The following is a 21,956-nucleotide window of genomic DNA, read 5'->3' as shown; positions in this document are numbered from 1 at the left end:
TAATTGTATAAAACCTGACAAATTTATTGTTCTGAAACTCGTATACTCTTGATCAATAACAAAGGATAAAAACATGAAAATTGGAATTTATGGTGCAGGATCGATTGGCTGTTATATCGGTGGAAGAATGGTCGCAGCAGGCCATCAGGTGACATTTTACTGTAGGGAAAGAAGCTATCAAAAATTAAGCCAAAATGGATTGGAGCTCAGTGATTTAAACGGCTACCATCATAAGCTCACTCCAGATCAATTAAGACTTACAACAAATCTAGCAGAAGTCTTAGACACGGACTTAGTCATGATTTGTGTAAAATCAGCAGCGACAGAGCAAGTGGCATCTGAAATACGAAGCTGTGACACTCTCAATAAACCGAGTCTCATCAGTTTTCAAAATGGGGTGAGTAATGTTCCACGGTTAAAAAAAATGCTGCCAGAATGGGAGATTATGGAAGGAATGGTTCCATTTAATGTCGCAGAACTCAAACCGTCTCATTTCCATCAAGGTTCTGATGGAACATTAATGATAAAAAAATTTGTAGAAAGTAATCAGCTAAAAATAGTGTTAGATGCGGCGAAACTGCAAGTTGAATTCCGTGATGATATGTTAGAGGTACAGTGGGCTAAAGTCTTATTCAACTTGAACAATTCGATTAACGCTTTATCTGGTCTAACTTTAAGAAATCAACTTACTAATCGAATGTATAGAAAGTGCCTTGCTCAGGCACAGTTAGAGACGCTTCGAATTTTAAAGCAGGCAAATATTCAACCCGCACAATTAACGCCTGTACCAGCGAACATCATTCCTCATATTCTTCAACTTCCTAACTGGTTGTTTAAGTTGATCAGTCGAAAAATGTTAGCCATTGATCCACTAGCTCGTTCATCTATGCAGGATGATCTGAATTTAGGGCGCACGACGGAGGTTGATTGGATTAATGGTGAAGTGGTCAGACTTGCTAATACACTCGGGGGGAATGCACCGATCAACAGCTATTTTATTGAACAGATCAAGCTGGCGGAAAACAATAATTCAAGCCTTCAAATTGGACCTGAAGAGATGCTCACACAGTTGAAGCTTATTCAGCATTAAGTTTGATACTGATTCTTTAATACACTGATTATTAGAAATATTTGAGAAAATAAAAAAAACCTGTATGGTAGAAATATATAGTTTTGGAAATGTAAATGATGATTTGGGGAATGAAGCAGAGTGTTCAATCAAAAAATATTATACAGCCTGAGTTAGAATCTCAGATTCAATCATTTACTCCCAAAATTTCATTATTTCTAGAACAAATCAATCAAATTGTTTTGGATAAAAATACGCAAACTGAATTGGCTTTATGTAGTTTAATTGCAGGTGGTCATATTTTATTTGAAGACTTACCTGGATTGGGTAAGACCACATTGGCCAGTAGTTTGGCATCATTATCAGGTTTATCATTTCAAAGAATCCAATTTACCAATGATATGCTCGCCAGTGATGTAATTGGCGTGAATGTTTTTAATCAAAAAGAGCATCAGTTTGAATTTAAGTACGGACCTGTCTTTACCCAAGTTCTTTTGGCAGATGAAATTAATCGCTGTAGTCCTAAGACACAGAGTGCATTGCTAGAAGCGATGGAAGAGGGCTACGCCACGATTGATGGACAGCGTTATGCTTTACCTCAGCCTTTTTGGGTGATAGCAACTCAGAATCCACTCTTTCAAAGCGGGACTTATGCACTACCAGAGTCTCAGTTAGACAGATTCCTCATGCGGTTATCTCTTGGCTATCCATCTCGCCATGCAGAAAAAATACTTCTTCAACAAGAATCACGTGCCAAATTAATCGCACAGTTGATCCATGTATTTAATGAGACTGAAATACTAAGATTGCAATCCTTGACTCATCAAGTCCATTTAAGTGATGCAATTCAAGACTATTTATTGGATTTGGCTGCGGTAACACGAAAAAGTGCGCATGGTTTATCGACGCGTGGATTATTGGCTTTAAAACGAGCATCACAAGCGAGAGCGATCGTGCATGCCAGAGCCTTTGTCATTCCTGATGATGTAAAAGCTGTATTTTCAGCAGTATGCGCTCATCGATTAAACTTGAGTGAGGATGAGACGGTCTCCCTAATGAATCAGGTTAAATTGATTTGAGGGTATGCAGGTGACCAGTATCTGGAAGCAATGGTTAAAAAAAAGATTTCGGTTTGAGCAGATTAAAAAAATTGGTCAACGCGATATTTTGATTTTTATTTATCAGCAAGGTTTCTTATATCTTGTGTTGATTTTGATCACATTTATTGCGGGTATTAACTATGCCAATAATTTGATATTAGGTTTCTGCTTTTTAATTAGTGCGATCCTATGCATTAGTTTTTATATCACCTTTAAACAATTGCATGGTCTTGAGATAGACATCATTACTGATGAAGTCGGACAGGTAGGGCACTCGATTTTATTTAAAATCTACTTGAATCAACCTTATTCATATTCACGTTATTTATCGATCTCCATCGATTCTGAGACACAGCACATTCACATTGACCAAAAACAGTCTGAATGTGTTATACCGATTCATGTTGATCAACGAGGAAAGTATAACTATCCCGATATACACATTGCTTCAGTGTATCCATTTGGTCTTGTTCGAGCTTGGACTTATATCTTTCATGGACGACATGCATGGATTGCGCCACAAGCCAAAATAAATCCGAATACAAGCTTTTCAAATGCATTTGTATTGGATCAGGAAAAAGATGAGTTTAAAGAATTAAGAAGTTTTCAGGTCGGCGACTCATTACAAAGTGTATCTTGGAAGCAGGCTGCTCGTGGACAAGGTTTGTATATAAAAGTTTTTGAAGAGCATCAACAGGATCGATGTGTTGATATTCATTATCATCATATGCCGTCAGTCGAGCATGAAGAAAAGCTCAAATATATGATGGGTGTGGTGGAGCAGTGTGAGCAATTACAAATTCCTTTTAAGCTGGTGTTACCTCATGCCGAATTGAATCAAGGATTTGGAGCTGAGCATATCAAGCAGGCTAAAATTCTGCTTGCTCAGGCATAAAGTGTGAAATAGAAAATAGGTTTTGATATATGGTACATCCTAAAGTTTCACAATCCATGCTATTGAGTTTGGCACTCATTTTATTTATCCAGATTATTTATCTGCCTTATGCTTTAATTTTGGTGCTCTGTATTGAGCTTATATATTTATGGCATATTCAAAAAAGTAAAAAAAATGTCTCCAAAGCAATAAAATTTAGTTTTACAGCAATTGCACTTGGCGCGATTTATCTGCATTACCATACCTTTGTTGGTGTTGAGGCTGGGGTAGCATCGCTGACAACTTTTCTATTTGCAAAAGCATTAGAAACCCAAAAAAAACGTGATTTGATCATCGTTTTTAATTTTGCCTTATTCGTGGCGGCAAGTACGTTTTTATATAGTCAAACGTTGTATGTTGCTTTGGGAGTGGTGCTGTGCTTAGTGAGCTGTTTTGTAGGACTCTATAGAATTCAAACCGCGGAGTTTCTGTCCACTCGAGAAACTAAAAATGGCTTAAAGCACGATGTCATTCATGTTGGTAAATTCATCGGATTGGCAATTCCTTTTTTTATACTACTCTTTATTTTTTTCCCAAGATTACCTCCGCTTTGGCATCTCCCGATTCAGCAAAATAAGGGAATGACAGGAATCAGTGACTCTATGTCCCCAGGTGACATTGCTGAGCTGTCTCAGTCAAATGAATTGGCATTTCGTATTATTGGTGATATCACAAAATTACCGACGCGTTCAGAAATGTATTGGCGAGCTTTGGTCTTAGATCAATATGATGGTCAAAAATGGACGAGTCATGGATTTAATAGAGGGTTAAACGAGTTAAACTCTTATCAACTTTCTAATTTAAATCAAAAAGTTGAATATCAGTATTTGGCTAAAGATCCTTCTGTAGAATGGATCATGGGATTAGAGCAATCTGTACCTCAACAACGAAATTATTATCTCCGTTATGACGGTGGTATTTCAGCTCAACGACCTATTCAAACGGCTCAACCTATAAACTTAGTTTGGTTAGGGCGTGGGACGAAAATAAATCATGAACTTAGTCAGTTTCAAATTCAGTATTACACCCAGTATCTCCGTCAGCGCGATATCAAAAGTCAAAGTTTAGCATGGGACTTATTTATTAAAAGTGGAGAGCAGCCAGAGCGTTATATCCAGCAAGTTTTAGACTGGTTTAAGCAAAATAGCTTTCAGTATTCTTTATCTCCCGGTGTTTTGAGTGGTGATCGGATAGATGCATTTATGTTTAATTCACAACAAGGATTTTGTGAGCATTTTGCTTCTAGTTTTGTCATGATGATGCGTTATGTCGGTATTCCTGCCCGAGTCGTAACAGGTTATCAAGGAGGTCAATTTGCGCCAGACCAAAAAAGTTGGGAAGTGAGGCAGTTAGATGCACATGCTTGGACTGAAGTATATTTTGGAGGTCAATGGCAGAGGATTGATCCCACTGCAATGATTGCTCCAGAGCGTATTGACCAGGGAATGCAAAGTTTAATTCAAAATAATCAAACACTTTACTTTGAGAATAAAAATTGGTCAGTTACAAAATATCCTTTTTTGACAAAAATTCGCGTATGGAGTGATTACGCAAGTTATCAATGGCAAAGTAAAGTTGTTGGATATAACGCTGATCAACAGCAGAGTTGGATGACAAAATTTGGAATTCATTCAGTTGCTTCAGTGTTTGTGATTATCCTTGCAGGCTCACTGATCATATTAGGATGTTATGCACTATGGATGTTGAGGAAAAAAAGAAAACATTATTCACAAATCGATTGGGTACTTCATGTTGTTAATAGAAAATTAGGACTTCACAATCGCCGTTATTCTTACGAAACGGTTCGACAATGGTTGGAAAGAATTTCATCCCCTTTAAGTCAAAATGATAGAGCTGTTTTCCTCGAAATTATTATTCTGTACGAGCACTTAAGTTATTCACAATCGAGTATTTCTAAACAAGAGTTCGCAAATTTTAAGTCAATGATTAAAACTTGTTCATATCTTTTGGTTAAATATGAAAAAGGCTTGTCAGCCAAGTGATTTTTGCATAAGATGCGAAGCATTCTAGGTGTATAGCTCAGTTGGTTAGAGCGCTACGTTGACATCGTAGAGGTCTCCAGTTCGAGTCTGGATATACCTACCACGATTTAAAAAAAAGGGCTTAAGTATTTTACTTAAGCCCTTTTTTCGTAATCAAGACATTACTTCTTTTTTTAAAAGTAAAGTATTCGTTATCACTTGCTCTATCAAGAAAAATTGCGTTTAAAAAATCTCTAAATTTGATATTAAATTATATATTTTAAGTATAAATACCCAAAATGCTTTAATCTAAATATTGGGTATTTCCGTAATTTATTAATATACCCGTACATTAACACTTACAATAACGCCCGAAATGTACGCTTTTGCCATCCTGTTTAAATATGAGACACGTATAATGTTCATATTACAGGGAAGTTGAGATCAACGTTCATTACCAGTTCTTCACTTTTCATTCAGAAGTAATGAAATTCATACAGTATTATCAAACTAAAGATGGATACTATTTTGTATGTTATTTCATCAAAATAGCGTACTAAAAGCTTATTTCATTGACTGAAATGCGACGAAGAACGATACTCTCAACGTTTTAATTTAAGCAAATCGGTTCTAAGAGACTGGACCAAAAGTTCGGTGCTCTGTAACTCAATCCAAAGCAAGGGGCTATATATGGCTGGTGGAAAGTCAACTATCATCTACACACTGACCGACGAGGCGCCATTACTGGCGACTTACTCACTACTGCCGATCATTGAGACCTTTACTAAGCCTGCTGGTGTTGAGATTGTAAAAACTGACATCTCAGTTGCAGCACGCGTGCTCGCTGAATTCTCTGAATACCTTAGCGAAGAGCAGAAAGTATCAGACAATCTTGCAGAATTAGGTCGTCTTACACAAGATCCAGACACAAACATCATCAAACTTCCAAACATCAGTGCATCTGTAGCTCAGTTGACTGCATGTATCAAAGAGCTTCAATCAAAAGGCTATGCAATTCCAGATTATCCTGAGAATCCTACGACTGAAGAAGAAAAAGCACTCAAAGCACGTTTTGGTAAATGCTTAGGTTCAGCAGTAAACCCTGTATTGCGTGAAGGGAACTCTGACCGTCGTGCGCCTGCTGCTGTTAAAAACTATGCGAAAAAACACCCACATTCTATGGGTGAGTGGAAACAGTGGTCACAAACTCACGTTTCTCACATGGATGAAGGTGACTTCTATCACGGCGAAAAGTCTATGACTTTAGATCGTCCTCGCAATGTGAAAATGGAATTGATCACGAATTCTGGTGAAACTATCGTTCTTAAAGACAAAGTTGCACTGCAAGACGGTGAAATCATCGATTCAATGTTCATGAGCAAGAAAGCGCTTTGTGACTTCTATGAAAAAGAATTAGATGATTGTAAAGAAGCGGGCATCTTGTTCTCTTTACACGTTAAAGCAACCATGATGAAAGTTTCACACCCGATCGTATTTGGTCACTGTGTGAAGATTTATTACAAAGAAGCGTTCGAAAAACACGGTAAACTGTTCGACGAACTAGGTATTAACGTAAACAACGGTATGGCTGGTCTTTACGAGAAGATCGAAACTTTACCGACTTCTTTACGTGAAGAGATCATCGAAGATCTACACGCATGTCAAGAACACCGTCCTGCTTTAGCAATGGTGGATTCAGCAAAAGGTATCACTAATTTCCATTCTCCAAACGACGTGATCGTAGATGCTTCTATGCCTGCAATGATCCGTGGTGGTGGTAAAATGTGGGGTGCTGACGGTAAGCCTTACGACTGTAAAGCAGTAATGCCTGAATCTACATTTGCGCGTATTTACCAAGAAATGATCAACTTCTGTAAGTGGAATGGTAACTTCGACCCACGCACAATGGGTACTGTACCTAACGTTGGTCTAATGGCTCAAAAAGCTGAAGAATACGGTTCACACGACAAAACATTCGAAATCGCGAAAGCTGGTGTAGCTAACATCACAGATATCGAAACTGGCGAAGTTTTAATGTCTCAAAACGTGGAAGAAGGTGATATCTGGCGTATGTGTCAGGTGAAAGATGCACCGATCCGCGACTGGGTAAAACTAGCTGTAACACGTGCACGTAACTCTGGTATGCCAGCAATCTTCTGGTTAGACCCATACCGTCCACACGAAAACGAATTGATCAAGAAAGTTCAAAAATACTTAAAAGATCACGATACAGATGGTCTAGACATCCAAATCATGTCTCAAGTACGTGCAATGCGTTATACGCTTGAACGTGTTGCTCGTGGTCTAGATACAATCTCTGTAACGGGTAACATTCTACGTGACTACCTCACTGACTTGTTCCCAATTATGGAGCTTGGTACTTCTGCGAAAATGCTGTCTATCGTGCCTTTAATGGCGGGTGGTGGTATGTACGAAACTGGTGCAGGTGGTTCAGCACCTAAACACGTACAACAACTTGTTGAAGAAAACCACTTACGTTGGGATTCTTTAGGTGAGTTCCTTGCACTCGCTGTTTCACTTGAAGAGCTTGGTATTAAAGAAAACAACCCTAAAGCTAAACTTCTTGCGAAAACATTGGATGCTGCAACTGGTAAATTACTTGACAACGACAAATCTCCATCACGTCGTACAGGTGAGTTAGACAACCGTGGTAGCCATTTCTATTTAGCGAAGTTCTGGGCTGAAGAATTAGCAGCTCAAGACGAAGATGCTGAATTAAAAGCGACATTCTCTACTTTAGCGAAGACTTTAGCTGAAAATGAAGAGAAGATCGTTGCTGAACTTGCAGAAGTTCAAGGTAAATCTGTTGATATCGGTGGTTACTACGCAATCGATCAAGAGAAAGTAAATGCAGTTATGCGTCCAAGTGCAACTTTAAATGCTGCTATTGCAAGCATCTAATAACACTTAATTTGAACTGAATTTCAGTTTGGCGGATTAAAAAAGCTGGTACTTCGGTACCAGCTTTTTTTATTAAAATTTTTGTAAATAAAACACTGATAACGCCCAATTAGAGAGAGCTTAAGGGGAGGATTTAAAAAACTTTCATTCAATTTGCAAGCATTTCTGATTACAATGCGTTTTAATTTATTTTTAACTTATCTAGCTGTTTGGATAAGTTCTGTAGGTGCCCGCATGGAAATCAAAGTCAATTATCTCGACAATCTTCGACAGGAAGCAAAGTTCGACGATTTCACGGTTATTGCCGATCAACCTATTCGTTATAAAGGTGATGGATCTGCGCCAGGCCCATTTGACTATTTTCTTGCGTCTTCAGCATTATGTGCAGCTTATTTTGTAAAGGTGTATTGTGCTGCACGAGATATTCCTACAGAAAATATTCGATTATCCCAAAATAATATTGTTGATCCAGAAAACCGTTATAAACAAATTTTTAAAATTCAAGTCGAATTACCCTCAGATATCTCTGAGAAGGATCGACAAGGTATTTTACGTTCAATCGACCGTTGCACTGTAAAAAAAGTGATTCAAACAGGTCCTGAATTTGTTATTGAGGAAGTTGAAAGCATTGATGCGGATGCTCAAGCTTTACTTATGCCAAATATTGCCAAGGAAAATGTGACTGTTATTCCGGGCAAAGATTTGCCGCTTGAAGAAACGATTGCCAACATGTCTGCAATTTTGGCGGGCTTAGGGATGAAGATTGAAATTGCGTCTTGGCGGAATATAGTGCCAAACGTATGGTCTTTACATATTCGCGATGCACAAGCGCCAATGTGTTTTACCAATGGTAAAGGTTCAACGAAAGAGAGTGCCTTAGCATCTGCATTAGGCGAGTTTATTGAACGTTTGAATTGTAATTTCTTCTATAACGACCAATTTTGGGGTGAAGAAATCGCAAATGCTGAATTTGTGCATTACCCAGATGAAAAGTGGTTCCAACCAGGTCCAAATGGTGAATTGCCATCAGAAATTTTAGATGAATATACACTTGAAATTTACGATCCTGAAGATGAGTTATTAGGCACACATCTGTACGACACCAATTCTGGCAATATTGAGAGAGGTATCTGTTCATTACCATTTGTGCGCCAGTCAGACGGTGAGATTGTATATTTCCCTTCAAATTTGATCGAAAATTTGTATCTGTCAAATGGTATGAGCGCAGGAAATACCTTGGCTGAAGCACAAGTACAATGTTTATCTGAAATATTTGAGCGTGCGGTTAAGCGCGAAATTTTAGAGGGTGAAATTACCCTGCCAGATGTACCTGAACATGTTCTAGCAAAGTACCCAAAAATAGTTGAGGGTATTAAGGGACTTGAGGAGCAAGGTTTTCCAGTGCTGGTCAAAGATGCTTCATTAGGTGGGAAATTCCCAGTCATGTGCGTGACATTAATGAATCCAAGAACGGGTGGCGTTTTTGCATCATTCGGGGCTCATCCAAACTTTGAAGTTGCATTAGAACGCAGCCTTACCGAACTTTTACAAGGTCGTAGTTTTGAAGGTTTAAATGACTTACCACGTCCTACTTTCAATAGCCATGCACTGACAGAACCAAATAACTTTGTGGAACACTTTATTGATTCATCGGGTGTTGTGTCTTGGAGATTCTTCAGTTCGAAATCTGATTATGATTTCGTAGAGTGGGATTTCACCAGTCAAGGTGAAAATACAAACGCTGAAGAAGCTGAAAAGATGTTCAATATCCTAAAAGAGATGGGTAAAGAAGTTTACATGGCTGTATACCAACATTTAGGTGCAACTGCATGCCGAATTCTGGTGCCAGGATATTCTGAGGTGTATTTGGTTGAAGATCTGGTTTGGGACAATACCAATAAAGCTTTAGCCTTTAGAGAAGATATTCTTAACTTACATCGTTTAGATAATGAACAGCTCGAAGCTTTGCTAGAGAAACTTGAAGAAGTTGAAGTGGATGACTATACCGATATTATTACCTTGATTGGTGTTGAATTTGACGATAATACGGTGTGGGGTCAGTTAACTATTCTTGAATTAAAACTATTAATTAACTTAGCTTTGGAAAATTTCGAAGAAGCGAAAGACCAAGTAGAACAGTTCTTACAATACAACACCAATACTGTAGAACGAGGCTTATTCTATCAATGCATGGATGTTGTATTAGAAGTGTTGTTAGATGAAGAAATGGAAATTGAAGACTATGAACCGAATTTTAGACGTATGTTCGGTGATGAGAGAGTTGATGCTGCAATAGGCTCAATCGAAGGTGATGTGCGTTTTTATGGATTGACGCCAACCAATATGCAACTTGAAGGTCTCGATCGTCATTTAAAACTTATTGAGAGCTATAAGAAGCTTCATGCTGCCAGAGCACGTTTTGTTTCTCAACAAAACTAATCGAATGAAAGGCCACTATGAAGAGTGGCCTTTTTCTTTTAAAGATCAGCAAATCGATGCATCTAGTTGGGGTACTCAATTTTTTATCATAAAATGAAGTGGTTATGAAAAGTACTGATAGTATTTATTAAAAATAGTAATTTATTGATATTTAAGGGAAATAATTCTATTTCACTGGTATTATTAGCTAAATGTATTATCATAGTGCATGACGAGTTAACTTAAGGCGAGCATTATGAATTTCTTGAAAAAAAAGAATAAAGCAAGTTTCGTTTTCTTTATTATTACTGCGTATTCCTGTTTGGGCTTTGGATTAGGTTACCTAATTTGGGAATACCTCCAAATGAAATAATGTTCATATTGATCGGTAAGAGTGCAAATTTAGAAAGTATTCACTGTTAGCAAGCTTAATTTACTCTACCATTTAAAATTAAATGATCTAAAAATCATCAGTGATTTTTTTAAAGGGTATATTTAAATTTATATTTTTTAACGTGATTTAAATAAAGATTAAATTTTAGCGTTTTATAACCTATGACTGTGTATTCAGCCCTTCAAATTCAGTCTATGTTATAATTAAAAATATATCCCGATAGATCGAATTGTCTAGCGACTGTTCAATTGATAGATCATCATATCAAAGCTGCTTTATTGCAGCTTTTTTAATTGTGCTTCAATTTATCGGAAATGTCATTTTGGTACGTTTATTGAATGCGTCATCTGAGCTACATTTGCCAATGAATCATTGAATAAATGATCTAAATAATTTTTACGACTCGCTCGATCTTAAGCAGGGGCTCGACAATGACAAATCCAAATTCTTCAGCGGGTTTGCTTGAACGCTTATTTAAACTAAGCGAAAACAAAACAACTTTTCGAACTGAAATGATTGCAGGGATGACGACATTCCTGACAATGTGCTACATCATCATTGTCAATCCAATGATTCTGTCTGAAACAGGAATGGATCATGGTGCGGTATTTGTTGCGACATGTTTGGCAGCAGCAATTGGTTGTTTTGTCATGGGTATTATTGCCAATTACCCAATCGCATTGGCTCCGGGTATGGGCTTAAATGCATATTTCACCTATTCGGTATGTTTAGGAATGGGTGTGCCTTGGCAAACCGCTTTAGCTGCGGTATTTGTGTCTGGTCTGGTCTTCATCGCGATCAGTATGTTTAAAATTCGTGAAGCTATCGTGAATGCCATTCCAATGTCTTTAAAATTGGCTATTGGTGGTGGTATTGGTTTATTCCTAGCATTAATCGCTTTGAAAAATGCTGGCATCATTGTGGATAATCCTGCGACTCTAGTGGGTTTAGGTGATTTAAAACAACCAACCGTTCTCTTAGCCTTATTCGGTTTTTTGATGGTTGTTGTTATGCATCACTTTAAAATACGTGGTGCGATTATCATTAGTATTTTAGTGTTGACTGCAATCTCAACATTCCTAGGATTGAGTGAATTTAAAGGTGTGGTTGGTCAAATTCCTTCAATTGCACCAACATTCATGCAAATGGATTTTGAAGGCTTATTTACCGCAAGTTTAATCGGTGTAATTTTTGTGTTCTTCTTAGTTGATCTATTTGATTCAACAGGAACGCTGGTTGGTGTTTCACATCGTGCTGGTTTACTCAAAGATGGTAAATTGCCACGCTTAAAGAAAGCTCTGTTTGCGGACTCTTCAGCGATTGTTGCTGGTGCTGCATTAGGTACATCATCAACGACACCATATATTGAGTCTTCTGCGGGTGTAGCAGCAGGGGGGCGTACAGGTCTTACAGCGGTAATAGTTGGCTTACTTTTTATTGCTTGTTTGTTCTTAGCACCGTTAGCTCAATCTGTTCCTGGGTTTGCAACTGCACCAGCCTTACTCTTTGTAGGGGTATTGATGATTCAGGGTATTACGCATATTGATTGGGATGATATTACTGAAGCGGTTCCTGCTTTCTTAACGATCGTGTTTATGCCGTTCACTTACTCAATCGCTGATGGTATTGCCATGGGCTTTATTAGTTATGCATTGGTGAAGTTACTTACAGGTAAAGCATCTACAGTACCATATATGGTATGGATTATCGCAGTATTATGGGCGCTAAAATTTGCAATGTTTGGCGGCTAATTTTTAACAGTTTTTAAAAGGGTGTAAACTCAGTTTGCACCCTTTTTATTTTTTGGTTTCATGAGGAGTAGCAATGAACCGTGTTGAGTTAATTAAAGCTTTACCTAAAGCTGAGCTTCATGTCCATATTGAAGGGACATTTGAACCTGAGTTGATGTTTGCCATTGCTCAGCGCAATGAAATTGCAATCCCATATCAATCAGTTGAAGAAGTCAAACAGGCTTATAATTTTCACAATCTGCAATCATTTCTAGATATTTACTATGCAGGTGCGAATGTATTGATCAATGAGCAAGATTTTTATGATCTTGCATGGGCATATTTTGAAAAATGTGCAGAAGATCGAGTGGTTCATACTGAAATGTTTTTTGATCCGCAAACCCATACGGATCGTGGTGTGTCATTTGAAACGGTAATTAAAGGCTTAAAACGAGCTTGCCACGATGCTGAGGTAAAATTAGGCATCACAACGCATTTGATTATGTGTTTCTTACGTCATTTGAGTGAAGAGGCAGCATTTGAAACACTTGAACAAGCTTTACCTTACAAAGACCAAATTATTGGGGTAGGGTTGGATTCAAGTGAAGTTGGGCATCCACCTTCTAAATTTGAAAGGGTATTTGCAAAAGCACGTGATGAAGGATTCTTGGTGGTTGCACATGCAGGTGAAGAAGGTCCAGCAGAATATGTCTGGGAAGCTTTGGATTTACTCAAAGTGAATCGTATTGATCATGGTGTACGTTCTGAAGAAGATCCAAAGTTGTTGGCGCGTTTGATTGCTGAAAAAATGCCTTTAACGGTTTGTCCATTATCAAATTTAAAGCTTTGTGTTGTAGATGATATGGCAGATCACAATATTCGCCGTTTGTTACAGCAGGGTGTGCATGTTACAGTAAATTCTGATGATCCATCATATTTTGGTGGCTACATGAATGACAACTTTATTGCGATCGCTGAGGCCTTGGATTTAACAAATCATGAATTAAAGCAACTCGCTATAAATTCATTTGAAGCATCGTTTATTTCCGATGAGCAAAAACAAAAGTGGAAAGATAAAATTCTCACGATTTAAAACAGTTAAACTTGTTTATGTAACATACTGAAAGGTGGGGGTCAAAATCCCACCTTTGGTTTAAGATGCTTTAAACAATAGAGCCGAATGTGATGTTGAAATTGAAATCTGTGCTTTGCCTGAGTCTGCTAACGTTGCCTGTAGTTATCGCGAATGCAAATATGACTTTGACACAGCGTGTATTACAGCCTGTCATCCAGTATCAATGCGAGCGTGAAGTCGATCATTCGAAAATATGGAAAATAACGACATATTTAATGAATGAAGAAAACAAAAAGAAATTAAAATTAGAAACCTGTGATTGTGTATCAAATCATGCTTTAAAAGATATTCCGGCTCAGGAACTTGCCAAAGCAACAGTTAACGAAGATATCAAGCAAGAAGTCATTCGAAAAGCCATGTTGAATAGCCTAAAAGCATGTGTAATTAGCTCTAAATCTAACTCAGAAATTTAGAGCCGTACTCAATCAATCTTTAGGTTGTTTGGTCATGCTGTCTAAGACATGATCTTTATCTATAAAGTGATGCTTTAATGCCGCAGCAATATGTCCGAGTAAAAGTAAACCTGCAGCCCAAGAAATCCAAATATGAAGTGGTTTTACAATTTCAGTTACTTGAGGATTCTCACCTATTAAAGCAGGTAGATCAAATAAGAATAATACTGGTGCAGGGTAGCCGAGACTCCAACTCCATAAGCAACCCGTAATTGGTAAAGCCAGAAGCATAAAATAAAGTCCAAGATGCCCTAAATGTGCGAGTCTTTTCATGAGGGGAGACATTGTCTCTGGTAACTCGGGTGCAGGATGAGTGTAGCGCCAAAAGATACGAACCACGACCAGAAAAATAATGGTGGTTGCAATATTTTTGTGAAGCGTGATGACGTCACCTTTGAAGCTACCATCTACTTCATAACTTAAAAAATTGCCGCTATAAAAGCCGATCGCCCACGCCGTGATAAAAATAATCGCCATGACCCAATGCAAGACTTGAGCTGTACGTGTGTAATATTTGGATTTATTATTCATGATATAAACTTATGATTGAATTTCGCACATAATAATTTAAGCATAAATTATTTATAAGTATTGAAATGGGACACAGTGTTGAAAATATGCAACGGAATGCGACTTATAACTGAACATATAGTCGGGAAATACAAAAAATCTATTTCTTCATGATGTTACATTAGGCAAAATAGCTCAATTCGTAAGATCATAAGGACAATACTGTGAAAAAATTAATCGCTTTACTTGCACCAATGACATTAGTGCTCGGAGCTTGTGCTACAGGTACAACAGGGACATCATCACCTGCCGCAAATACCACTCAACAGTTAGGTTCGGCTGCACTTAAAATTGCGATCAATGCAAAATGCACAACTGAATTGAACAATATTTCTGCTTGGAAAACTGCAACGAAATTAATGACTGCAGAGCAGAAAGAAAATATCCAAGGTGAGATTTGTGGATGTGTAAGTGAAAAAGCTCCTCAAAGCGTAACTACGGTTGATTTGGCTACAGCAGCGATTGATCCAACAGCACGTGCAACAATCGTCAGCAATATCGTGACTAAAACTATTAATGAATGTGTAGCTGAAGCTGTACGTTAATTTCAAAGATACATGAATAGGCTGATTTTGATCGGCCTATTTTTTTAAGGATAAATTAGGAAAATGATGTTGATTGCTGGTGCTGATGAAGCAGGGCGCGGTCCACTGGTAGGATCAGTCGTTGCGGCTGCTGTAATTTTGGATCCTAACAATCCGATTCTTGGGTTAAATGATTCTAAAAAACTCAGTGAAAAAAAACGTGAAAAATTATTTATAGAGATCAAAGAAAAAGCACTAGCTTGGGCTATCGCTGAAGCGAGTCATCAAGAAATTGATGAACTCAATATATTGCATGCTTCATTGTTGGCAATGCGTCGTGCCGTTGAACAATTGAGTGTGCAACCACAACATGTATTGGTTGATGGCAATAAAATTCCCCAAGGATTGAGTATGAGTTGTGATGCTGTAGTTGGAGGAGATGCATTACATCCAGAAATTTCTGCTGCCAGTATCCTGGCTAAGGTGACACGTGATCATCAAATGTTAGAACTTGATGCTAAATATCCTCAGTTTGGTTTTGCAAAACATAAAGGCTACCCGACCAAAGCTCATTTTGAAGCTATTGCACAGTTTGGCGTGGTTGAAGAGCACAGGCGTAGTTTTGGTCCAGTACGCAAATCATTGGGACTTTAAACAGCTTAAACACCAAAAATTTAAAGCGGCTAAATTTAGCCGCTTTAGTCACAAAATCATTTCTAATCAACGATTGAAATCATTTTGAGTGTAATTCTCTTCTTCGTAAGAAGGTTGGTAATCTTGGTCAAGATGTTGCAAGTGCTCATGCATCGCACGTTCATGCTGAATTCGTTGATAGATTTCTTCACGATGTACAGATACTTCTTTAGGCGCATTCACACCAATTCGCACTTGGTTACCTTTTACACCAAGTACAGTGACACTGACTTGATCCCCAATCATTAATGTTTCACCAACACGACGGGTGAGAATCAGCATGTTTATCTCCTTGCTTAAACGCTAAACCTGCGATAGTTTTTTCAAAAAGTGAAAATAACAACCTCGGCACCACGAAATATTTTAATAGATAAATGTGACGAATTTAACCATTCGCACAGGACTATTGAAATTATCCCATAAACCTCTAGACCTAATATAACAGAGCCACTATAGGAAAAACTATAGTGGCTCTGAATATTTCTTCATCAAGTATGCATTGTTTCTGCTAACTCATGGCAGAAAATTAAGCACGTGCGCTAGACTCACCATGTTCGCGGTCAAGACCAAACGCAGTGTGAAGTGAGCGAACAGCAAGCTCTAAATAATTTTCTTCAATAATAACAGAGATTTTGATTTCAGAAGTTGAAATCATCAGGATATTGATGCCTTCATCAGCAAGTGCTGTAAACATTTTACTTGCAACACCAGCATGAGAGCGCATACCAACACCTACGATAGATACTTTTACAATATCATCACGTGTTGCAACTTCACGAGCACCGATTGCTTGAGCAGTTTCTTCAAGAATTTTTTTAGCTTTAGCAAGTTCGCCACGATTGACTGTGAATGTGAAGTCAGTTGTACCATCTTCTTCAACGTTTTGGATGATCATATCCACTTCGATATTAGCATCACCAATCGGTTTTAAAATTTTAGATGCAATACCAGGAAGATCAGGCACACCTAAGATAGTTAATTTAGCTTCGTCACGGTTAAATGCGATACCAGAGATAATTGGCTGTTCCATGTTGTCTTCCAATTCAGTAGTGATAAGTGTTCCGACGTTGTTTTTAAATTCTTCGTCAAATGCGCCATCATTTTCATTGTCGAAGCTAGAGAGTACGCGTAAAGGGACTTGATATTTACCCGCGAACTCAACAGAACGGATCTGTAAAACTTTAGAACCAAGAGAAGCCATTTCAAGCATTTCTTCAAAAGAAATACGATCAACTTTCTTCGCTTTTGGTGCAACACGTGGATCCGTTGTATATACACCATCCACATCTGTATAAATTTGGCATTCATCCGCTTTGAGTGCAGCTGCTAATGCAACACCAGAAGTATCAGAACCACCACGACCCAAAGTTGTTGTGTTTCCATTAGCATCAAAACCTTGGAAACCTGCAACAACGATGACACGACCAGCATCTAATTGTTCAGTCATGACATCTGTATCAATTGATTCAATACGTGCTTTTGTGAATGAGCTGTCAGTTTTAATACCAACTTGGCGTCCAGTCAAAGATTTCGCTTCCACACCGATAGAATTCAGTGCCATTGCTAACATTGAAATCGTTACCTGTTCACCCGTTGAAACCATTTGGTCTAATTCTCGTGGGTCAGGGGTGTCGGTAATGGCTTTCGCTAAAGCGAGTAGGCGATTAGTTTCACCACTCATTGCTGATACAACAACCACAACCTTGTGGCCGTGATCATGCCAACGCTTTACACGACGAGCAACATTTAAAATGCGCTCAGGAGTACCCATTGAAGTACCGCCATATTTTTGAACGATTAATGCCATAGTTGTTCCATATAAACCATGACCTTGAAGAGTTGTTCAAGGTCAGTTACACAAAAGGTGAAGTTTTATTTTGCAGCTAGCCAAGCAGTTAATTCTGCCATGACAGAAGCAAACTTCTCGTTAAGTGGCGCGCCACCTTGTGCCAAATCAGGCTTACCACCACCTTTACCACCTAGCTCAGTTGCTAAGTGTTTGATGATGTCACCTGCTTTTATAGAAGCTGTGAAGTCTTTAGCTACAGATGCGATCAAGCTCACCTTGTCACCCTCTACACCTGCAAGGACAATCACAGCATTTTCTAATTTTGATTTCACGCCGTCGTGTAGATTGCGAAGTGATTTCGCATCCATACCTTGAACAGTCGTGATTAACGTTTTGCGACCTGCAATTTCCTTAACTTGGCTAAGTAGTTCAGCCGCCTGTAAATGTGCAAGTTTTTGATTCAATTGATCGATTTGCTTTTGTAAGCTTGATGCTGTGTCCGCTAAGGCTTCAACTTTCTCAATCGTTTGATCTTTTTGTGCTTTCAATAAGCCATTAATCGTGTTGATGTCTCGATCAGCTTTTTGAGCCACCTCAATTGCTTTCGAACCTGTAACTGCTTCAATACGACGTACACCTGCAGCAACACCGCCTTCAGAAGTGATTTTGAACAGACCAATGTCACCTGTACGTTTAACGTGAATACCACCACAAAGTTCGATCGAGAAGTTTTTCTCTTCAATGATAGAACCCATAGAGAGTACGCGAACTTCTTCACCGTATTTTTCACCGAACAACATCATCGCACCTTTTGCTTTTGCAGATTCGATGTCAAGGAGTTCAGTTGTTACAGGCGTATTGGCAATCACTTCAGCATTTACCAGACGTTCAATTTCTTGAATCTGTTCAAATGTCACGGGTTGATCATTGGCAAAGTCGAAACGTAACACGTCAGAAGCAACCAATGAACCTTTTTGTTGAACATGTGAACCCAAGATTTGACGAAGTGCAGCATGTAGAAGGTGAGTCGCAGAGTGATTACGTGCTGTTGCTGCACGGATGTCTGCTTTAACTGTTGCTTCTACATTTTGAGTAACTTTAAAGTTACCCATGGTCACGATACCTTGGTGAACGAACGCACCACCAGATTTTTTTGTGTCTTGAACTTCGAAAATACCTGTATCGTTTTTAAAGATACCTGTATCACCGATTTGACCACCGCTTTCTGCATAGAAAGGTGTTTGGTTTAGAACGATTAAAGCTCCATCACCTTCAACGACTTCATCAACTTGTTCGCCATCTTTATAGATTGCGATGATTTGACCCTCACCAGCAGTTGCATCGTAGCCGTCAAACTGAGTTTCGCCTTCAACTTTTACAACGCTGTTGTAGTCGATTGCGAATTTACCCGCATCACGTGCACGTTGACGTTGAGCAGCCATTTCTTTTTCGAAACCAGCTTCATCAATCGTTAAATCACGCTCACGTGCGATATCCGCTGTAAGGTCGGTTGGGAAGCCGTACGTGTCGTAAAGTTTGAATACCACTTCGCCTGGAATTACAGAACCTTTTAAGTTCGCAAGTTCGCCTTCAAGCAATTTCAAACCTTGTTCTAAGGTTTTAGCAAATTGCTCTTCTTCTTTTAAAAGTTGAGCTTCAATACGCGCTTGTTGTGCTTCAAGTTCAGGATAGGCAGCGCCCATCACCTCAATTAAAGGCTTTAACATTTTGTGGAAGAATGAACCTGTCGCACCCAATTTGTTACCGTGACGTACTGCACGACGGATGATACGACGTAGTACATAACCACGACCTTCGTTTGAAGGGTTTACACCATCAGCAATCAAGAATGAACATGAACGTGCATGGTCGGCAACGACTTTAAGTGATGCTGGGTATTCAACTGGTTTGCCTTCAGCTTGTGCTTTCGCTTCAAGTTCAGCAGTATCTAAACCAATAATTTCAGCTGCAGCTTTAAGCAAATGTTGGAATAGGTCGATTTCGTAGTTTGAGTTTACGTGTTGTAAAACAGCAGAAATACGCTCTAAGCCCATACCTGTATCAACGGAAGGTGCTGGAAGAGGGTGAAGTACGCCATCAGCAGTACGGTTAAACTGCATGAATACGTTGTTCCAAATTTCGATGAAACGGTCGCCATCTTCTTCTGGTGTACCTGGTAAACCACCCCAAATGTGATCGCCATGGTCAAAGAAGATTTCAGAGCATGGACCACAAGGACCTGTGTCACCCATTGCCCAGAAGTTATCTGAAGCGTATTGACCGCCTTTGTTGTCGCCAATACGAATAATGCGAGACTCATCTAGACCGATTTCTTTGTTCCAGATGTCGAATGCTTCATCATCAGTGTGATAAACCGTTGCATATAATTTGTCTTTAGGTAGACCTAACCATTTTTCATTGGTTAAGAAATCCCAAGCGAATTTAATCGCGTCACGTTTAAAGTAATCTCCGAAAGAGAAGTTACCTAACATTTCAAAAAACGTATGGTGACGAGCTGTGTAGCCCACGTTATCTAAGTCGTTATGTTTACCGCCAGCACGAACACATTTTTGTGATGACACTGCACGTACATAATCTCGTTTTTCTAGGCCTAAGAAGCAATCTTTGAACTGGTTCATACCAGCATTTGTAAAGAGCAAAGTTGGGTCGTTGGCAGGAACTAGAGAACTCGACGCGACACGTGTGTGGCCTTGCGATTCAAAGTAACGCAAAAATGCTTCACGAATTTCAGCTGATGTCATAAAACGAGTACTCACAACCAAGTCACTCCATTAATTCTGTATTGGCAAATAATATGTCTGGGAAATAAAGTGCGAATTCACAAAAAAATTCACCCCAGCATACCGGGCTAAAAGTTTAAAAACGCCAAATTATAACGGAATTTGCCACCTGTACCAATGATTTTAAAGTGTTTTAATGACAATTCTCTTTAATTCTGATTTTAGGTGAAATTTTAATCATTATTGGTGTTGAGATCATTTTCAAATGCTTAAGCAGTGTATCTCGCACGAAGATCAATCAAAAATATTGAGTAGTCATAAGACCATTATTTATTACTGAATATTTTAGAAATACTTTAACATAGAGCTTTCAAGAACTTGTATTAAAGAGTTGAAGGTTACATATGCAGCGTATCGCAATTAATGGATTTGGACGAATCGGGCGAAATGTTTTAAGAGCTTGGTTTGAAAATCCAAAACAATTCAATTTTGAAATCGTTGCGATTAATGATGTGGCTGATGTAGAAACTTTAATTCATTTATTTAAATATGACACCACACATGGAAGATTTCATGGGGAAGTGGAGTTGAGTTATGTTGCAGAGCAAGTATTTCTCAATATTTATGCCTATCAAAAAAAATTATCTATTGAAGTCCACTGTCAAACAGAACCTGATCAACTGCCATGGAAGCGTTTAAACGTTGATGTTGTTTTAGAGTGTACTGGTTTATTTAGATCTCGAGCAGAAGCGACACGCCATCTCAATGCTGGCGCTCAACGTGTGATAATTGGGGCTGCACCTTTTGATACGGTTGATGCTGCAATTGTCTACGGGGTAAATCATACAGAGGTTAAAACTACGGATCAGATTATTTCGAGTGTTTCATGTACGACACAAGCATTGGTTCCTCTGGTCAAAATTATTGACGATGCCTTTGGCATAGAAAGTGCGTTAATGACAGAAATTCATGCTGTTACAGCGGATCAATCCGTTTTAGATCATGTTCACCGCGATTTACGTCGTGCGAGGGCATCTGGGCAAAACATTATTCCAACGACTTCATCTGCTCTAGGTGCAATCAAACGTGTCATGCCAAAAATGGAAGGGCGAATAGACGGTTACTCAATTCGTGTTCCTACCATTAATGTGGCAGCTATTGATTTGACATTTATAGCGCAACAGCCAATTACAGACCATCAGTTAAATGAAGCGTTAATTTCAGCAGCACGAGAGCAATTTTCGGAAATTATGTCGGTAACAGATGAGCCTTTAGTATCATCTGACTTTAATCATTCTCCATTTTCACTCATTGTAGATTTAACTCAAACCATGGTGGTCGGGAAGCAAGCTAAAGTCTATGCTTGGTATGATAATGAATGGGGATATACCAATCGTTTACTGGATTTATGTCATTCATTTCCAGATCAGTCATGAAACTGAAATGCTGTGTCTTTTATAAAGGCTTAAGTCTATAACATAGATCAACTGCTAGTGCGTTCAG

General features: G+C 38.7%; 17 protein-coding genes and 1 tRNA gene. 14 read left to right on the top strand and 4 right to left on the bottom strand.

The window, feature by feature from the left end; translation table 11 throughout:
* The first annotated feature begins 73 nt into the window (after positions 1-73).
* From AC1M9K_RS02810 to AC1M9K_RS02760, 11 genes are all read left to right on the top strand, one after another.
* Positions 74-1,090 (top strand): 2-dehydropantoate 2-reductase, encoded by a 1,017-nt coding sequence (locus AC1M9K_RS02810; RefSeq protein WP_481588441.1) that lies wholly within the window; start codon positions 74-76, stop codon positions 1,088-1,090.
* Positions 1,091-1,188: 98 nt separating this feature from the next.
* The gene (locus tag AC1M9K_RS02805; RefSeq protein ID WP_092766261.1) at positions 1,189-2,148 is read left to right on the top strand and encodes an AAA family ATPase; all 960 of its coding nucleotides are present in this window, start codon (positions 1,189-1,191) and stop codon (positions 2,146-2,148) included.
* Between the two features lie 10 nt (positions 2,149-2,158).
* The gene (locus AC1M9K_RS02800; protein WP_481588440.1) at positions 2,159-3,064 is read left to right on the top strand and encodes a DUF58 domain-containing protein; all 906 of its coding nucleotides are present in this window, start codon (positions 2,159-2,161) and stop codon (positions 3,062-3,064) included.
* A 29-nt stretch (positions 3,065-3,093) separates the two neighbouring features.
* Positions 3,094-5,106: a transglutaminase TgpA family protein gene (locus tag AC1M9K_RS02795; protein WP_481588439.1), complete on the top strand. Its 2,013-nt coding sequence runs from the start codon at positions 3,094-3,096 to the stop codon at positions 5,104-5,106.
* Between the two features lie 26 nt (positions 5,107-5,132).
* Positions 5,133-5,209 (top strand) — tRNA-Val (locus AC1M9K_RS02790).
* A 566-nt stretch (positions 5,210-5,775) separates the two neighbouring features.
* Positions 5,776-8,007 carry an NADP-dependent isocitrate dehydrogenase gene (locus tag AC1M9K_RS02785; protein ID WP_481588438.1) on the top strand — a complete coding sequence of 744 codons (2,232 nt, stop codon included), beginning with the start codon at positions 5,776-5,778 and terminating at the stop codon, positions 8,005-8,007.
* Between the two features lie 234 nt (positions 8,008-8,241).
* Positions 8,242-10,446 carry an OsmC domain/YcaO domain-containing protein gene (locus AC1M9K_RS02780; protein ID WP_092766263.1) on the top strand — a complete coding sequence of 735 codons (2,205 nt, stop codon included), beginning with the start codon at positions 8,242-8,244 and terminating at the stop codon, positions 10,444-10,446.
* Positions 10,447-10,681: 235 nt separating this feature from the next.
* On the top strand, positions 10,682-10,798 hold the full coding sequence (locus AC1M9K_RS02775; RefSeq protein WP_092766106.1) for a hypothetical protein: 117 nt from the start codon (positions 10,682-10,684) through the stop codon (positions 10,796-10,798).
* A 452-nt stretch (positions 10,799-11,250) separates the two neighbouring features.
* On the top strand, positions 11,251-12,570 hold the full coding sequence (locus tag AC1M9K_RS02770) for an NCS2 family permease (RefSeq protein ID WP_035265860.1): 1,320 nt from the start codon (positions 11,251-11,253) through the stop codon (positions 12,568-12,570).
* 73 nt (positions 12,571-12,643) lie between these two features.
* Positions 12,644-13,642 carry an adenosine deaminase gene (locus tag AC1M9K_RS02765; RefSeq protein WP_481588437.1) on the top strand — a complete coding sequence of 333 codons (999 nt, stop codon included), beginning with the start codon at positions 12,644-12,646 and terminating at the stop codon, positions 13,640-13,642.
* A gap of 92 nt (positions 13,643-13,734) precedes the next feature.
* Positions 13,735-14,097, top strand: coding sequence for a hypothetical protein (locus AC1M9K_RS02760; RefSeq protein WP_481588436.1), 363 nt, complete (start codon positions 13,735-13,737; stop codon positions 14,095-14,097).
* A gap of 12 nt (positions 14,098-14,109) precedes the next feature.
* On the opposite strand, the gene AC1M9K_RS02755 is transcribed toward AC1M9K_RS02760, so the two are convergent.
* Complete coding sequence (locus AC1M9K_RS02755) at positions 14,110-14,667, bottom strand: cytochrome b (protein ID WP_035265864.1); 558 nt, start codon at positions 14,665-14,667, stop codon at positions 14,110-14,112.
* A 203-nt stretch (positions 14,668-14,870) separates the two neighbouring features.
* Between AC1M9K_RS02755 and AC1M9K_RS02750 the strand changes: the two genes are divergently transcribed.
* Together AC1M9K_RS02750 and rnhB are read left to right on the top strand one after the other, a co-directional pair.
* Entirely contained in the window at positions 14,871-15,251 is a 381-nt protein-coding gene (locus tag AC1M9K_RS02750; RefSeq protein ID WP_180027580.1) for a hypothetical protein, read from the top strand.
* 66 nt (positions 15,252-15,317) lie between these two features.
* Positions 15,318-15,884, top strand: a complete 567-nt coding sequence (rnhB, locus tag AC1M9K_RS02745; protein ID WP_481588564.1) for a ribonuclease HII — start codon at positions 15,318-15,320, stop codon at positions 15,882-15,884.
* A 66-nt stretch (positions 15,885-15,950) separates the two neighbouring features.
* On the opposite strand, the gene csrA is transcribed toward rnhB, so the two are convergent.
* From csrA to alaS, 3 genes are all read right to left on the bottom strand, one after another.
* Positions 15,951-16,205, bottom strand: a complete 255-nt coding sequence (csrA, locus tag AC1M9K_RS02740) for a carbon storage regulator CsrA (RefSeq protein ID WP_035265869.1) — start codon at positions 16,203-16,205, stop codon at positions 15,951-15,953.
* Between the two features lie 244 nt (positions 16,206-16,449).
* Positions 16,450-17,730 (bottom strand): aspartate kinase, encoded by a 1,281-nt coding sequence (locus tag AC1M9K_RS02735; protein ID WP_092766113.1) that lies wholly within the window; start codon positions 17,728-17,730, stop codon positions 16,450-16,452.
* Positions 17,731-17,795: 65 nt separating this feature from the next.
* A complete protein-coding gene (alaS, locus tag AC1M9K_RS02730) occupies positions 17,796-20,489 on the bottom strand; it encodes an alanine--tRNA ligase (RefSeq protein ID WP_481588435.1) in 2,694 nt (897 codons plus the stop codon).
* Between the two features lie 368 nt (positions 20,490-20,857).
* Here alaS and gap point away from each other — a divergent pair, with 368 nt between their 5' ends.
* On the top strand, positions 20,858-21,889 hold the full coding sequence (gene gap, locus AC1M9K_RS02725; RefSeq protein WP_481588434.1) for a type I glyceraldehyde-3-phosphate dehydrogenase: 1,032 nt from the start codon (positions 20,858-20,860) through the stop codon (positions 21,887-21,889).
* Positions 21,890-21,956: the final 67 nt, after the last annotated feature.

This window comes from Acinetobacter sp. 24-47-67, assembly GCF_056779735.1.
The sequence above is the reverse complement of the archived record's forward strand: the minus strand, read 5'-3'. Positions and strand labels throughout refer to the sequence as shown.

Coding starts and splice junctions, on each gene's coding strand:
- AC1M9K_RS02780 (WP_092766263.1), top strand. CDS start 8,242: ATGGAAATCAAAGTCAATTATCTCGACAATCTTCGACAGGAAGCAAAG.
- AC1M9K_RS02775 (WP_092766106.1), top strand. CDS start 10,682: ATGAATTTCTTGAAAAAAAAGAATAAAGCAAGTTTCGTTTTCTTTATT.
- AC1M9K_RS02765 (WP_481588437.1), top strand. CDS start 12,644: ATGAACCGTGTTGAGTTAATTAAAGCTTTACCTAAAGCTGAGCTTCAT.
- AC1M9K_RS02770 (WP_035265860.1), top strand. CDS start 11,251: ATGACAAATCCAAATTCTTCAGCGGGTTTGCTTGAACGCTTATTTAAA.
- AC1M9K_RS02735 (WP_092766113.1), bottom strand. CDS start 17,730: ATGGCATTAATCGTTCAAAAATATGGCGGTACTTCAATGGGTACTCCT.
- AC1M9K_RS02760 (WP_481588436.1), top strand. CDS start 13,735: ATGTTGAAATTGAAATCTGTGCTTTGCCTGAGTCTGCTAACGTTGCCT.
- AC1M9K_RS02755 (WP_035265864.1), bottom strand. CDS start 14,667: ATGAATAATAAATCCAAATATTACACACGTACAGCTCAAGTCTTGCAT.
- AC1M9K_RS02805 (WP_092766261.1), top strand. CDS start 1,189: ATGATTTGGGGAATGAAGCAGAGTGTTCAATCAAAAAATATTATACAG.
- rnhB (WP_481588564.1), top strand. CDS start 15,318: ATGTTGATTGCTGGTGCTGATGAAGCAGGGCGCGGTCCACTGGTAGGA.
- AC1M9K_RS02810 (WP_481588441.1), top strand. CDS start 74: ATGAAAATTGGAATTTATGGTGCAGGATCGATTGGCTGTTATATCGGT.
- AC1M9K_RS02795 (WP_481588439.1), top strand. CDS start 3,094: ATGGTACATCCTAAAGTTTCACAATCCATGCTATTGAGTTTGGCACTC.
- AC1M9K_RS02785 (WP_481588438.1), top strand. CDS start 5,776: ATGGCTGGTGGAAAGTCAACTATCATCTACACACTGACCGACGAGGCG.
- csrA (WP_035265869.1), bottom strand. CDS start 16,205: ATGCTGATTCTCACCCGTCGTGTTGGTGAAACATTAATGATTGGGGAT.
- gap (WP_481588434.1), top strand. CDS start 20,858: ATGCAGCGTATCGCAATTAATGGATTTGGACGAATCGGGCGAAATGTT.